Annotated in this window: 10 protein-coding genes and 2 pseudogenes; 11 read left to right on the top strand and 1 reads right to left on the bottom strand. The window is 34.1% G+C overall.

The genetic code is table 11. From position 1 onward, the window contains the following. Window positions 1-44: 44 nt before the first annotated feature. The 5 genes and pseudogenes from ACQH2Q_RS01975 to ACQH2Q_RS01955 all read left to right on the top strand — a co-directional run bounded on the left by ACQH2Q_RS01975 (window position 45) and on the right by ACQH2Q_RS01955 (window position 4,463). A protein-coding gene (locus ACQH2Q_RS01975; RefSeq protein WP_264705388.1) for an IS630 family transposase occupies window positions 45-904 on the top strand; the annotation gives its coding sequence in 2 pieces (ribosomal slippage) (window positions 45-369 and window positions 369-904; 861 coding nt in all). Window positions 905-926: 22 nt separating this feature from the next. Beyond that, window positions 927-1,952 carry an ankyrin repeat domain-containing protein gene (locus ACQH2Q_RS01970; RefSeq protein ID WP_425383550.1) on the top strand — a complete coding sequence of 342 codons (1,026 nt, stop codon included), beginning with the start codon at window positions 927-929 and terminating at the stop codon, window positions 1,950-1,952. 183 nt (window positions 1,953-2,135) lie between these two features. After that, window positions 2,136-2,355: pseudogene (locus ACQH2Q_RS01965) on the top strand (transposase); the annotation flags it as partial. A gap of 405 nt (window positions 2,356-2,760) precedes the next feature. Next, window positions 2,761-3,696: an ankyrin repeat domain-containing protein gene (locus tag ACQH2Q_RS01960; protein WP_264722791.1), complete on the top strand. Its 936-nt coding sequence runs from the start codon at window positions 2,761-2,763 to the stop codon at window positions 3,694-3,696. Continuing rightward, window positions 3,624-4,463: a hypothetical protein gene (locus ACQH2Q_RS01955; RefSeq protein ID WP_265017885.1), complete on the top strand. Its 840-nt coding sequence runs from the start codon at window positions 3,624-3,626 to the stop codon at window positions 4,461-4,463. The genes ACQH2Q_RS01960 and ACQH2Q_RS01955 overlap by 73 nt, the downstream gene beginning before the upstream one ends. Here ACQH2Q_RS01955 and ACQH2Q_RS01950 read toward each other — a convergent pair. After that, entirely contained in the window at window positions 4,452-5,363 is a 912-nt protein-coding gene (locus ACQH2Q_RS01950) for an Rpn family recombination-promoting nuclease/putative transposase (protein ID WP_015589128.1), read from the bottom strand. The two genes, ACQH2Q_RS01955 and ACQH2Q_RS01950, sit on opposite strands and share 12 nt — an antisense overlap. A gap of 580 nt (window positions 5,364-5,943) precedes the next feature. Between ACQH2Q_RS01950 and ACQH2Q_RS01945 the strand changes: the two are divergent. The 6 genes and pseudogenes from ACQH2Q_RS01945 (at window position 5,944) to ACQH2Q_RS01920 (ending at window position 15,315) form a co-directional block, all read left to right on the top strand. After that, window positions 5,944-7,037 (top strand): annotated as a pseudogene (locus tag ACQH2Q_RS01945) (IS3 family transposase). A gap of 1,330 nt (window positions 7,038-8,367) precedes the next feature. After that, window positions 8,368-9,132 carry a cytochrome c oxidase subunit II gene (coxB, locus tag ACQH2Q_RS01940; RefSeq protein WP_012673173.1) on the top strand — a complete coding sequence of 255 codons (765 nt, stop codon included), beginning with the start codon at window positions 8,368-8,370 and terminating at the stop codon, window positions 9,130-9,132. 15 nt (window positions 9,133-9,147) lie between these two features. After that, complete coding sequence (gene ctaD / locus ACQH2Q_RS01935; RefSeq protein WP_264339143.1) at window positions 9,148-10,698, top strand: cytochrome c oxidase subunit I; 1,551 nt, start codon at window positions 9,148-9,150, stop codon at window positions 10,696-10,698. A gap of 1 nt (window position 10,699) precedes the next feature. Then, the gene (locus ACQH2Q_RS01930; protein ID WP_182309217.1) at window positions 10,700-11,587 is read left to right on the top strand and encodes a heme o synthase; all 888 of its coding nucleotides are present in this window, start codon (window positions 10,700-10,702) and stop codon (window positions 11,585-11,587) included. 175 nt (window positions 11,588-11,762) lie between these two features. Beyond that, a complete protein-coding gene (gene rnhA / locus ACQH2Q_RS01925) occupies window positions 11,763-12,200 on the top strand; it encodes a ribonuclease HI (RefSeq protein WP_151807582.1) in 438 nt (145 codons plus the stop codon). Further along, entirely contained in the window at window positions 12,193-15,315 is a 3,123-nt protein-coding gene (locus tag ACQH2Q_RS01920; RefSeq protein ID WP_425383549.1) for an AsmA-like C-terminal domain-containing protein, read from the top strand. Before rnhA ends, ACQH2Q_RS01920 begins: the two co-directional genes overlap by 8 nt. The last annotated feature ends 21 nt before the right edge of the window (window positions 15,316-15,336 follow it).

Below are 15,336 nucleotides of genomic sequence, written 5' to 3'. Positions count from 1 at the left end.
TCCGGATGTGATAGGATAAGGGTAGATGATGATAAGGAGGTTGAATGCCAGCAGCATATAGTTATGATTTAAGAAAAAAAGCAATGGAAGCGCTAGACGAAGGAGAAAGCAGAGAAACAGTGGCAGCAAGATTTAAGATTGGAAGAACTACTTTATGGGAGTGGCAGCAAAGAAGAAAAGAAACAGGAGACTTTCAATCAAAAAAACTTGGAAATGGGGGTTACAATCACAAAATTACCGACTGGGATACCTTTGCCAAATTTGCCAGAGAACACGGAGGAAAGACTCTATCGGAAATGGCTAAACTTTGGAACAACGTTAGTATCCAAACGATCTATCGAGCCCTTAAAAAAATTGGATTTACGCGCAAAAAAAGACATATGGATACAAGGAAAGAAACGAAGAAAAACGTGCTGAATTTTTGAAAATTATAGCGACAAAAGAACCTAAAAACTTAGTGTATATAGATGAGTCTGGCATTGATAACACCGAAGACTACCCCTACGGATATTGCCAGAAAGGACAGCGGTTTTATGCCTTAAAATCTGGAAAGAAAACTCAACGAATCAGTATGGTTGCAGCCTTAAGTGGAAGAAAGATAGTTGTTCCGTTAACCTTTGAAGGCCACTGTAATATGGATGTTTTTAATGGATGGTTTGAGCAATTTTTGACACCGATCTTGGAACCTGGACAGACTGTCATTCTTGACAATGCTACTTTTCATAAGTCTGATAAGATTATCGAGCTTGCTAAAGGGGTTGGTGCAGAAATTTTGTATCTGCCGCCTTATTCTCCAGATTTCAACAAAATTGAGCATCATTGGTTTGCTATAAAAAACAGAGCCAGGAAAAACATTCCTCTATTCGAATCCTTTCGTCGTGCTGTTGATTCTGCCTTCCTATGACCTGTTCGGACTATTATGAGAAATGCTATATCTACATGAAAATGCTTATTTGTATGATGTTTTACTGTTACAAGATGAGGAAAATCAAAACACACTTTTGCATGTGGTTATTAAAGAAAATCAGGTTGATCTTGTAAAAGAACTTTTGTGTATTCTTAAGGAGCCATATCGTTCGAATAAGGTGTATGAGTGCAAGTATTTTGAAGGTAAGCAAGAAAATGAAAAGCCGCTTTCTAAAGTTATTAATTCTAAGGATAAAGACGGAAAAGATGCAATTACTCTGGCTATTGAAGGTAATGACCCAGAATGTATTTCGGCTCTTTTCAAGTATTTAACTTATGAAAATATTAACAGAAGGAAAGATGTTAAAAGCGATTACACACCTCTACATGAAGCTGTGCGTTCTAGAAGTAGTAACGCAATTAGTGCGCTTCTAAAATCAGAGCATGTAGACGTTGAGCTCATAGATGGAAGATCTTATAGAGCATGGAAATATGTTAATAATGAAGAAACAAAACAATTGTTTATTAGGTACTATAGTGATAAAATTGATGATTTGCGTAAAGAATTAGCACATTGCAATGAAAAATTAGCGCAAGTCGAGTATTTCCTGTGCAGAACAAAACTTGCTTTTGTATGCTCTGCAGCTTTTGGCTCTTGTCTTAATATGTATAAAAATTTTCATGATGCAAGAAGTGGAGATATGCCAGGTGTTACCATTCATCCTCTCTTGTTGTTATTTTCTAGTGCTACAGGTCTAATAGTGTTGTGTAATCATTTTATCGATTTAACACTTTCAAAGTATAAAGAAGAAAGTGTTAGCTTGCAAAAAAAATTGGACAGTTTTAGAGAAGCAAGAGATAAGTTGGAAAATAAATTACTTCATTTTCAAGAAGGTACATCTCAGGGTATTAGGACGAATTCAATTTCTACGCAACTATCTGATTATGATGACGTACCTGGAACATTAGAATCACCTACCTCTATAAAGAGCTTTGAAAGCTCAGCAAAGGTATCCGTTTATAACCTGCCTAAGGAATTTAAGTAGCCTAATTTAGTAAGTACATAGAAGTAATCATATTAAAGAAGATATTGGTTTTTGAAGTAAGAGGAGAAAGCTCACAATCTTTGCTCATGTGTCTAAATTGGAGAACCAAGAGAAAGTTTGTTCCACAATAGAGATGTTCAAAAAAGTGTGTCAAATCAAAAAGAAAGTAATAAATTGATATAAAAAGGTGAAATAGAAAACCACTTATTGGCTGAAAGTGAAGAAAATAATAGAAAAAATGGGAGAAATGCAAAGGCTTTACGTACAAGTGCAGATTCATTTGAACTTTTAACACCAAGAGATAGAGAAGGAACCCCAAATAGTCAAAAAAAGGCAAATAAATTTACATCCAGGGCTTGAAACGAAGATTTTAAGCACATTTGCAAGACCAATCGATTTCCAAAAAAATCTTCTCATGCTAGCTGGTTTTTATTGCTGAAAGTGGTTGTATTATTTAGGTTCTTAGTAATATTTAATATTAAATTAATAGTAATTCATTAAAAATTTTCATCAAAAATTATTTCAAAAAAATTTTAAATTAGGGGTTGACAAGTTTTAAAAGTGGAGTACTATTCCTGAAATACATTAGATTACTAATTTTTTATGGTATGTAAGTGTGTGATGGCTAAGGTAATTTTACTTTTGTGAGCGGGCTATGTTATGTGAGGGCATTCCAGAATTCTTGTTTGAGGGAAGATGGTCCTTTCTGTGTTGCTTGAGGAAAGAAAAAAGCTCAGGGTAAGAGTGGCTTGTTATAGTGTGATTGCTTAGTTAAGTTAGGTAAGTTTTTATAAATGTGGAGGGACAAATGACTTTAAACAATGATGATTTATTAGTTAGTGCTGCAGGAGCAGGACGCCTTAGTGACGTTAGAGAACTTCTTGAGAAAGGGGCTAATATTGAAGCTAGAGATAGTGATGGTTACACATCTTTGCATAGGGCTGCTGAAGGAGGTCATTTAGAGATAATTAGATTTCTTATAGATAAGGGGGCTAACATTGGAGCTAAAAATAAGGATGGTGGAAAACCTTTAGATGTAGCAAATACCTCTCGTCAGTCAGAAGTAGTAAACTTTTTAGGACCAAAGCAAAGTGAGTATGATAGACTTTTATTTGCTGCTGTAGAAAGTGGGAATGTTAGTGAAGTTACAAATCTTCTCAATATTGGAGCTAGTATTGAAGTTAAAGGTGTAGAAAATGCGGAGTTTAGGTTAGCCCGTTATGTAAAAAGAATTATGGAGATGAGTAATTACCATAATGTTCATTCGGAAAAAAAATCTGAGCTTGAAAGGATAAAAGGAGAATTACCAGAGTCAGTAAAGAATGCAGTATTTTCATCGGAGGTATGTATTAAAAGTGTTTACTATAGTAATGAGTATTTATATCCTGCTAGTGATTATCTTAGCCATGATAGGGATAGAAGGAGAGTATTTACTTGGAGGCCAGGGGGCAAAGATAGTTCATGTCAATGGAAATTTGAACCTGAAGGTAACAACATATATATAAAAAGCACTTATTTTAATGAGTATTTATATCCTGCTAGTGATTATCTTAGCCATGATAGGGATAGAAGGAGAGTATTTACTTGGAGGCCAGGGGCAAAGATAGTCCATGTCAATGGAAAATTGAGGATTGTGGATCTACTCGCAAGAAGCGTGATGTACAATATAGTATTACAAAAGAAGCTAAGTGTGATCTATCTTATGATAATGCATCAGACAATTCATCGCAAAGTGACGAAATAGGCTATAACAAAATAGGAGCTACAAGCGGAGCAAGTAAGCCGTCTTCATGGATAGATGCTGTTAAAGGTGTTTTTCAGTTTATCTCTTCCCCTTTAAGGGCTGCGTTGCCTTCATTTTCAGAAAATAGCTCTAGCCGTTCTGGTACAGCAGGAAGTAGCTCCAATCATTCTGATACAGTAAGAAACCCAAATATCCAATATACTAGCCAATTTAGTCGTGAAGTTTGTGCGAGTAATAATGCTAGCTTGATGTTTTTCTTGTTACAAGCTTTTCTAGATAAAAAGTGTCCTCTTCCTAAGTTTTCTGATGTTAATCCTGTAAAGGCTCTTTTTTACACATCGGATATTATAAAGTCGTTCAAGGAAGTATTAGAGAAGCAAGCTGAATCGAAAGGTGGTATAAAAATGCACCGCTTAGATATTAATTTTGAGAAATTATTTGAGAAGATTAATGAAAAAATTAGGAGTGGTGAATTTAATGAAATTTCAGGGATTTTAAAATCATACGCAGAGGAAGCATTGCCTGGTAGAGAACCCGGAGATCCCGGTAGATTAAGTCCGAAAAAGTTTGATAAGTTTATGGCTGAATTTAATAGAAGAATAGACCCAGTAATAAATCAATTAATGCAACAAATGTTAAGCAGATTAGAAGTGAGTGACGTAAAAGAACAACAAATAAGCTTGGAGCCTAAAAGTTATCTAAATAATACTTCTGTTCAATGTCATTTAACTCAAGCTAGAGGTCAAGGTAAAGTATTAATTCCTTAATTTTTGAATTTCATCTATCGAAAGGCCGGTAATTTGAGCGATAACATCAATAGAGACACCGGCCTTAAGTGAGTTCTTTGCCACTTCGATTTTCTCTGCTTTTCTGCCTTTTTCATGTCCGATTTGGATGCCTTCTTCTTTACCTTCTTCTCTACCTTTTTCAGTAGCATCATCAAGTTTTTGAGCGAGGACAGCCTGTTCATCAAGAATACGTTTTATTTCCTGTTCATAGGCAATAAATTCTTTTTCTGACCAGTTGAATCTATTTAGCTCTTCATAGGCCTTTTTAATTATTACATCACTACCTATTATTTTTTCCAGCTCTTCTTCACTAGTCTCATCTGCATATCGAAAAAAATAAACCCATTTTTCAACTATATTTTCCAACTGATCTTCCTTATTCTTTGGAAATTTTGGCAACTCAATAAATATAAAATAGAAATCTTTTAGATCATGCTCATTAGTGTCTTCATCTCGAATAGTATGCTTTGATTTGTACTCAGATTTATTAGGAAACAGTACACAATCTGCTATAGCAATGAAGATAATTTCCTTAAGGTTATGATACTGGTCACCTTTATCAGCTTGCCTTGAGTAAGCTTTAGCAGCATAGTATTGGGCACGTTTTTCAAAGCCTTTAGTTTTAGCGACCTGCATTTCGCAAATGTATTGAGCACCTGTAGAATCTCTACAGAGAACATCAACAATACTTTGCTTTTTAGCGGCGATATCGGGGTCTTGAATAGTACTTAAAAACTCTATATCCTTTATTTCATTTTTACCAGTAAAGCCAAGAATATCATTGAGGAAGTGAATAAGGATATCTCTATTTTTTTCAGTACCGAAGATACGCTTAAACGATACATCATTTTTGGGATCAAGAAACTTAGAAAAAGTCATAAGAAAGAACCTTAAAAAGCATTAATAATTATACACAATTCTGAAGAAATGTTCAAGTTTTTTATTTTTTTAAGTTTTGAATGCGTTGATGAAAAAAATGTCTCCCATAGATGGCTTTAGAATGCTACTACGCACCTTAGACCTCCTTTTGTACATCTTTTATTAACCCTTCTATAAAGCGCCTTAAAAGGCTGGCAAATGGATGCTATGAGTTTGGAGCTGTAGGAGACATCAAAGATACCCTTTTTGGTGTATAAAAATACGAATCTACGACAACATCGTTTAAAGAAATTAGCAGCTATTAATATCTTCTACCTTTTCATAAAAAAATAAACAAAAAAAAATTGAAAATTTGATTTGACTTCACCCAAAAGCTATGGCTTTATGCCAATACTGCTAAGAAAATAACAGTAAACATTTAAAAATAATTTATTATTAGTGAAGGGTATATTATATGAACAATAAGAATAAAAGTAAAGATCGTAAAAAAGAAATAGAGTTCCGAATTGACCTTACCCAGAAAAAGTGGAGAGAAAGAAAGGAGTTTTTTTGGGTAAAATAAAATTTTGGAGGATTAGAAATGGCAAGAGAATATACGGCAGAATTCAAATTGGAAGCTGTTAAGCTGGCAAATGAACAAAGAAAGGTAGGTCAACCAGTTGCAAAAGTAGCAAGAGATCTAGGAATAAGGGATAGTGTATTAGGAAAATGGATGAAGAAATATAACGAAAAAAAGTCAGCGGCAAATGCATTTCCAGATGTAGCACCTTATGACAAAGAGAGATTTGATTTACAGAAAGAGTTAGCAAAAGTAACAAGAGAAAGAGACATTTTAAAAAAAGCCCTGGCCAGTCAAAAAGAGTAAAATATTTTTTCATAAAAGAGCATAGTAAACACTATAAAGTGCAGGAATTATGTAGGGTTTTCTGCTAGTGGCTACTATAAGTGGACTACAAGGAAAATAAGCAGTAGAGAATCAGCAAATAAAGAGTTATTAGCAGATATTCAAAAAATATATCAAGCTTCTAAATGTAGATATGGAGCTCCTAAAATTCATGCTGAATTAAAGGCTTTGGGTAAAAGTTGCAACTTAAAAACAGTGCAAAGTATTATGCAGAAAAATGGTATTCAGGCTATATTGAGAAGAAAATTTAAAATTAAGAAACAACAAACGGACAGTAGCTCCCAATATATTAGACCAAAACTTTATTGTCGATCAACCAAATAAAGTATGGGATTACTTATATAAAAACCAAAGAAGGATGGCTATATTTGGCAACAATAATCGATCTATATTCACGCATGGTAGTTAATGAGCAGTTCAATAAATAAACAATTGGTTATGGACTCTTTATTAATGGCCGTTAACAAGCGTAAACCTGCCAAAAATCTACTATTACATAGTGATCAAGGTTCACAATATACTTCGCAAGGTTATCAATATCTCTTATCCATAAAAAACATAGATGAGTTATAAAGGTTGTTGTTACGACAATTCTGTTGTGGAAAGCTTCTTCAGTTCTCTAAAAAGGGAGTTACCAATAGACACCTCTCGGCACTCTAAACAGCATATCAAAACTGCTATATTTGAATATATAGAAATCTTTTATAACAAACAACGTCACTATTAACTATTGCATTCCAGAACAATTTGATGCATCATTCTTTTTGTAAAAAACATTCCAAACTTTCTCTCCACTTTTTCTGGGTAAGGTCATCATAGCATTAGTTAGATGCATTAGAATTGATCATGATGATGTACATATAATGTTTAGGTTTCAAGAACTTGCTCTGGAAATGCAAAAAAAATGTTCAACATTATGTCGCGAGTCAAACTTAGGGTATTTGGCGTCTCATGTTTAATTTTTCGCACTACGTGCATCGCATGTCTTTAAAAATTTCTGGGTTTTTACCTATATAAGCCGAAACGCGCTTATAAAGCGTTACAAGACATCAAAAAATGCCAATACTCGACAGAGATAGTAAAAGACTAGCTAACTCGGGGATTCTTTGTCTTTTTTTCTGCTTAGTAAATTTCTTAAACATTTGCAGCGTAGGTTAGTTGCAATTAAAAGCAGCTGAATTTCGCTTGTCAAGCGTTTAAAACATAAAAAACGCCAATATTTTAAAGCGGATAATAACCCCAGGGCTTCTTTTGCCTTTTTTTTTATTTGGTAAATTTCTTAATGTTTATGGCTAAACGACAATCGTCATCCCGCTACTTGTTAGCGGGATCTAGAGATACCGCGAATGAATCGCGGTATGAAGGTTTGTGGCGGCATGACGATAAGGTTTATACCTTGTCATCCCAGTGCTTGACACTGGGATGACAGCTAGCCTGACAATCGTCATCCCGCTACGTGTTAGCGGGATCTATGCTTTGAGATACTGCGAATGAATCGCGGTATGATGGTTAAGTAAGGGATCTATGCTAAGAGATGCCAAAGACCTTCATGAAACTTTGCCCATTTGGCTTCTCTAAAGATTTCGTTTACAGAATCTAGTAACTCAGCTATGCAGAATAAAAAAAGTTTGTATGGTATACAAATAGTGTGTTTTTTTTATAATTATTTTCTATAATACATAAACCTTTGGTCCAAGCTGTAAATGCCACCATAGGCATTAAAAGTTAATTAACAAACTGCAATGTATAATGAAATAAAGAAACTTGTAAGACTTTGATCTTACAGATTATAAACTTGTCATAAAGTTTAATAGTGTCTGTTACTGCTTTTAGGTGTGAGGCTAGAGGGTTATTAGCAGTAACAGACACTATTAAACTTATTATAGAATTTACTTAAATTAAATACTTAATTTAAAATATTATAATATTTTTACTTACAATAGATTTATGTAAATGCTTTTTTCCTCAATTAGTATTGTACTATTATACTTGTTGAATGCTAAAAAATTATTAACCATCACTAATCTCTATTTGCATAGTAAGTTTATATATACTATTATACAGTATATCACTTAGTTTTATAGCAAACAAACAAAAGATATGGTGAAGTTATTTGCACTATTGATAATATTTTACTCAAATATATCTGTTGCCTCTGCTCCTACTTCCTGGCAATTTGGATTTCCTGCTCCTGCAACTGAAGTAATGGAGGCTGTAGTTAGGTCACATTCGTTTGTGATGCTTGTGATGGTTACAATAATGCTTTTTGTGTGGGCGCTGCTTGCTTATATAGCGTTTCGCTTTCGTAAAAGCAAAGTAACAAACATAAGTAAAACTACCCATAGTGTTCCTTTAGAAATTATTTGGTTTGTTATACCAACTATCATTGTTGGAATATTAGCCTTTGAAAACGCTAAATTACTGAAGCTACAGGAAGAAATACCGAAAGCTGATATAACACTGAAAGTTATTGGCCATCAATGGTATTGGAGTTACCAATATCCAGAATATCAAGGTGTGTCATTTGATAGTTATATTAAGGGAAAAGAAGACTTTATCGAAGGAGATTTAAAGCTATTCTCTGTTGATAACAACATCGTTTTACCCATTAATACTAATGTTCGTTTACAAGTTACAGCAGGAGATGTGATACACAGCTGGGGAGTACCGGCTTTTGGTGTAAAAATTGATGCGATACCAGGTAGGCTGAATGAGGCGTGGTTTAATATCAAAAAGTCTGGTGTTTATTACGGGCAGTGCTATGAATTGTGTGGTCAAGGCCATGGATTTATGCCAATTGTTGTTGAAGCAGTAAGCAAAGAAGATTTTAATAAGTGGATTGAAAATAGAAAATTAGTGAGTTAAATTTGGAGTATAGATATGAGTGACGTACCAAGGGGCATAAAGCGTTGGTTGTTTTCCACTAATCATAAAGACATAGGGACACTGTACATTATTTTTTCCATATTAGCTGGAATTATTGGTGGATTATTATCGGTGATTATTCGCACTCAGCTAATGCACATTAATATACTTAACAATAACTATCAATTATATAACGTAATGGTTACAGGGCATGCGTTGATAATGGTGTTTTTTATGATAATGCCAGCCCTCATGGGAGGATTTGGTAACTGGTTTGTACCTCTCATGATTGGCGCACCAGATATGGCATTTCCTCGTATGAATAATTTAAGTTTTTGGTTATTAGTGTCATCTTTTATTTTGCTCATTCTCTCAGTGTTTATTGGTGAAGGTCCAGGTACAGGTTGGACTTTATATCCACCTTTATCACAGGTAATGTCCCATCCAAGTGCAGGAGTTGACATTGCTATACTTGCACTTCATGTTGCTGGTATGTCGTCAATTGTTGGGGCGATCAACTTTATAGTTACTATATTTAACATGCGTGCGAAAGGCATGTCGTTGACTAAGATGCCACTATTTGTTTGGTCTGTCTTGCTAACAGCATTTATGTTGATTGTTGCCTTACCGGTGCTTGCCGGTGCTATAACTATGCTTCTTACTGATCGCAATGTTGGTACTTCCTTTTTTGATCCTGCCGGTGGTGGTGACCCTGTGTTATTTCAACATTTATTTTGGTTTTTTGGTCATCCAGAAGTTTACGTAATTATTTTTCCTGCATTTGGCATCATAAGTCAGGTTGTATCAACTTTTTCTCACAGACCTGTATTTGGTTACATAGGGATGGTTTATGCAATGATAGGTATAGCAGTATTTGGCTTTATGGTTTGGGCTCATCATATGTTCACTGTTGGGCTTAGTGCTGACGCTGCTGCATTTTTTAGCACTACCACAATTTTTATCGGTGTTATAACTGGTGTAAAAGTCTTTAGCTGGATTGCAACTATGTGGGGCGGAGCAATTGAGTTTAAAACCCCTATGCTATTTGCACTAGGTTTTATTTTTATGTTTGTTGGCGGTGGCATAACGGGAATAATTCTTTCTCATGGTGGAATAGATAAGCTCCTGCACGACACCTATTATGTTGTTGCTCACTTCCATTATGTCATGTCACTTGCTGCATTATTTGGAGCTTTTGCTGGCTTTTATTATTGGATTGGTAAAATGTCGGGTAAACAATATAATGAGCGCTTAGGTCAAATCCACTTTTGGCTTACTTTTATTAGCACCAATATCACTTTTTTACCTCAACATTTCTTAGGATTAGCTGGTATGCCAAGGCGTATACCTGATTATCCTGATGCGTTTATCCCTTGGAATTATATATCCTCAATTGGTTCGTATATGTCCTTTGTTTCAGTTATGTTTTTTGTGTTTATAGTTATACATCTTTTTAAATGGGGCAAGAAAGCTGGAGATAATCCTTGGGGAGGTGACACCTTGGAATGGACGGTATCTTCACCACCGCCTTTTCATACTTTCGAAAAACCACCAGTGGTAAAATAGAATGTACACAAGTGTTTTGCTAAATGTTGAATCAACAATACTGGATTTTTGGCGTTTGCTGAAGCCAAGGATAATGTATCTTGTGGTATTTACTGCAGTTGCTGGTATGGTTACTGCACCAGGTAGTATGCACCCTTTTCTAGCACTAATATCTCTTATATGTGTTGCTCTTGGCTCAGGATCTGCAGGTGCTATAAATATGTGGTATGACAGAGACATAGATCTGCTCATGGAAAGGACAAAAAACCGCCCTATACCCTCAGGTAGAGTTTCTGCAGAAAGTGCGCTTGAATTTGGTATAACTCTTGGAATATTGTCAGTATTTATCATGGCAATAGCAGTAAACTATATTTCTGCTGCTTTGCTTGCTGTTAGCATATTATTTTACGTTTTCATATATACAATTTGGCTAAAAAGGCGTACTCCGCAGAATATCGTTATCGGTGGTGCAGCAGGTGCTTTCCCTCCAATGATTGGCTGGGCAGTTGTGACTAATTCTGTAAGTTGGGAAAGTTTCATTTTATTTTTAGTAATTTTTATGTGGACTCCACCACACTTTTGGGCCCTATCTTTAAATAAGTCTGAAGACTATGCAAAGGCATCAATTCCAATGTTCAATATTGTTTATGGTCCGGAAAAAACAAGAAAATATATATTAATTTATAGTGTTTTGCTGGTGCTAACTAGCTTGCTTCCGGCTCTATTTTTGAAAAAGGCTTTACTTTATCTAAGCATGGCAACCTTTGAAGGTTGCGTTTTTATTTGGTACGCTGTATCTGTTATGAAGTTCAAGAATCACAGCTCACAGAAAAAAATGTTTTCTTATTCAATTTCTTATCTATTTTCCCTATTCGCCAGTATTATTTTTTGTTCTATTGATTTATTTTAGTTATGAAAGAACGGCAGAAGCATAAAAACTATTTTTTACTTTTCCTTTTGGTAATGCTCGTTGTCACACTTTTTTTTGTTTCTATAATAAAATTTAAAGGTGCAGCTTAAACTACCTTTAGAAATTGTGCTTTCATAAAAGCAACTATATACTTTGTTAACCGATATAAACAAAGATGAGTAAAAAAGAAGTGACAATATATACGGATGGGGCGTGTTCTGGTAATCCTGGAGCGGGAGGATGGGCAGCTATCATATTATTTCAAGATTACAGAAAAGACATTTATGGTAGAGAAGAAAATACCACAAACAATAAAATGGAGTTAACAGCGGTGATCAATGGGCTGAAAGTATTGAAATTTTCTTGTAATATTAATTTATATACGGATAGTCTTTATGTTAAGCATGGCATAACAGAATGGATAAATAAGTGGAAAATGAATGGCTGGAAAACAAGTAATAAAAAATCAGTAAAAAATATGGAATTGTGGAAAGAGCTAGACAACGTTGCTTCACAACACGAAATTGATTGGAAGTGGGTTAAAGCACACAGTGGCGATAAGTATAATGAGGAGGCTGATAGTTTAGCAAGAAAAGCAATAATCGATGCTTAAAAAAATTACTATATTATTTTCCGTAGCTTTATTATTCATATTGTGCTTCTTTATTTTTTTTAAGCCTTTAGAAATCAATATTAATTATATTGATTTTTATGTTAAACATAAAATATCAAAAATATTTGTTGGCTCAAGCGTTAATATGGAGAATACCTCAGTTGTTTGGCAGAAAGATGGCAAAGATCCGTATTTAGTCATTACGGATTTGGCAATAGCAAACCCTAATTTTACTATAAAAGTTCCTGAGCTTTTTGTACATTTTAAGTTAAGTTCCTTATTTAAAGCTAGCACAAATCTCTCTCAGGTTTCAGCTGATAATGTGCATGTATGTATCAAGAGAGAAGAAACTAATGTTAATCCGCAAAACTCATTAGACCTTTTGGATAATCATTATTTAAGTAGTAACCGCCTTCCTTCGGTGTCATTCCAGCGCGTGACGCTGGAATCTAGAAAAAAAGAAACAAGTAGTCAAGCTACTTGGATGACAAGGACGAGTGCTGGGATGACAGGAAAAAAAGATACTGGGATGACAGGGAAGAATTTCAAGATGACAGAAAGTAGTGCAAAAAATCTATTAAAAACAATAAGGGAATTTTTTTTTGACTTAAATGCGGATTCAAAAATTGAATTTACTAACATCGCTATTGATAAAAGCACAGAAGATGAATTTTTTATTGATAAATTATATATAGGGAAGGGGGAAGATTTTAATGTTTTAGATATTCATGTGAATACAAAAGATGGAAAGGGATTTTTGGATGATTTATCAATTACGATAAAAAATCGCAACAATTTGCTAAATGTGTACGGGACATTTTATGATCTAAAATTGGGACTATTGAGCAAGTTTTCTACATTAGTTAAAAGCTACAATTTGGACAAAAATATAGGATTCAAAGGAAGCTTCTCAGTGAAAATTAATAAAAAGGATGAAATTGTAGATGGAAATATATACGTATTAAATACAGAAAATTATTTGAACAAAAATTTGGCCTTAACTAATGTAAATATAAATTTAACATATAGTAGTGGAATTATTAGTGTAAAAAACTTCCATTTTAAGTTAAATGACACGTATCTCTCTTTAATAGGCAAAATGAACTTTGGTACAAGTCATGCTTTGCTTAGAATTAATATTAGTAAGTTTGCTGCAAAGGATTTATGTACTTATATACCAGATAGTGTAGTAAATAGTAAATTTAAAAGCTGGTATTGTGATAATATTGATGGGGATATTTTAAATACCATTGTAAGTTTCAATGGCAAAATTAACAATTTGGTTGATGACGATCTGTCAGACATTGTAATTGTTGCTGATATAGAAAACGGTAGCGTAAAATTTGATGAAGATTTTGAGCAAGTAAAGGAATTAAAGGGTGATTTGATCATCAAGAATAACGATCTTGAAATTACTGTAAATAGCGCTAAGTTTCAGAATTTCACTGTTAATGGTGGTGATATTGAAATGAAATCTCTAAATAAGGAAGATTCAGTTCTAACCATTAATGGCAAAGCTGTAAGTGATGCGTATGGTTTATATGAGCCTATAAGATTTAAGCTGGATGATGTGGTGAAGGTTGAAAGGGATAAAGTAAGTGGAATGGCAAAATCCGTATTTAATTTTCGCATTTTTAATCTAAATGCTGATGACAAAAAAGTAGACTTCTCAGCAAATTTTCATTCTGAAATTGACAATTTGGCCGTCTATAATGCAAGTCTTGGTAAATATGATATTAAGCTTAGTTTTGGCAGTGACTTTATAGATTTAAATGGTAGTGGTATGGTGAATAACACACAGCTATTATTTGACCTGAAAAGTAGCAATAGGAATGAAAGTTTCGCCTGGAATTTGACCGGAGATTTACCCGCTCAAATATTTAATTTTGATAGTGGCTATGTCAGTGCAAATTTAGAGTCAGTGATAAATCAAGATAAGACGTGGTATGTTAATGGTGATATAGATTTATCAGAATTTGAATCACATTCAAGCTACTTAGGGTGGAAAAATCGCTTTGAAGATCACAATAAAATTTTGTTTTCTACAAGGTTAAAAGGAGCAGGTGAATTGTTAGTAGATAAATTAGACATTGTAGGAAATGACCTAGATATAAAATTCAGCGGAAGAGTAGAAAATGGAAATTTATATTTAAATTCTAGTAGCTTTAAATTGCCTGATAATGATTTTAGTATAGAAATTGAATCAGGTAAGGAGAAAAATGCCATAACTATTTATGGTGAGGAAATTAACTTAAGTGATATTTTAGGCTTGCTTGGCAAAAACAGTAATGGATTAAATAAAGATATAGAGATTAGTATGAATGTTGACAATGTAATTATGAAAGAAGGCATCGTTATCAAAAATGCTAAGCTGAATGTAACCTGTACTAAAGGTAATTGCAATGGAAGTCAATTTACAGGGCAGTTTCTGGAAGATAGCAGCAACATACTAGCAGAATACAGTGGAATAGGGCTCGAAATATATGCGGATAATTCAGGTATGCTTTTGCGTTCCTTAGGCATTAGTAAATCAATTAAAAACGGCAAATTGTCTTTTTATCTCTCTCCTCAGAGAGAAAGTGGAGAACATTATGGTACGTTATCCATTAGCAATTTCTACATCAAAGATGCTCCACTACTTACTACTTTATTGTCGATGTCTTCATTGCCTGGCATTGTAAATGCCATAAAAAATGAAGGTGTATACTTTTACAAATGTAATGCACCTTTTTCATACAAAGATGGCACTATTGAAATTGAAGAATCTTGGCTTGAAGGGGCGGAGTTAGGTATTAGCACTGGTGGTAAGCTCGATATTAGAAATTATAAATTCCAGGTTGCAGGACAAGTAATACCAGCATATTCAATTAATAAATCTTTGTTAAAAATTCCTATAATTGGAAAACTTCTTACTGGTGGGAAAAGTAGGGGAATCGTTTCAATAGACTATAAAGCAAGTGGTGATGACAAAAACAATAACGTATCTGTTGATCTTATCTCTTCGCTAACTCCAAACCTATTAAAGAGGTTATTGGGAGTGTTTGATCGCATTATGACAAAAACTAACGAAAGTGGCTTAAAAGGTGGTGTGAAAAAGAAATTTGGTTCGATATGACCAAAAGGGAAGTTATTTAAC

This window comes from Wolbachia endosymbiont (group A) of Melieria omissa, from assembly GCF_964031125.1.
Classification (GTDB): Bacteria; Pseudomonadota; Alphaproteobacteria; order Rickettsiales; family Anaplasmataceae; genus Wolbachia; species Wolbachia pipientis.
Note: the sequence above shows the minus strand (reverse complement) of the source record. Positions and strands in the feature narration are given on the sequence as shown.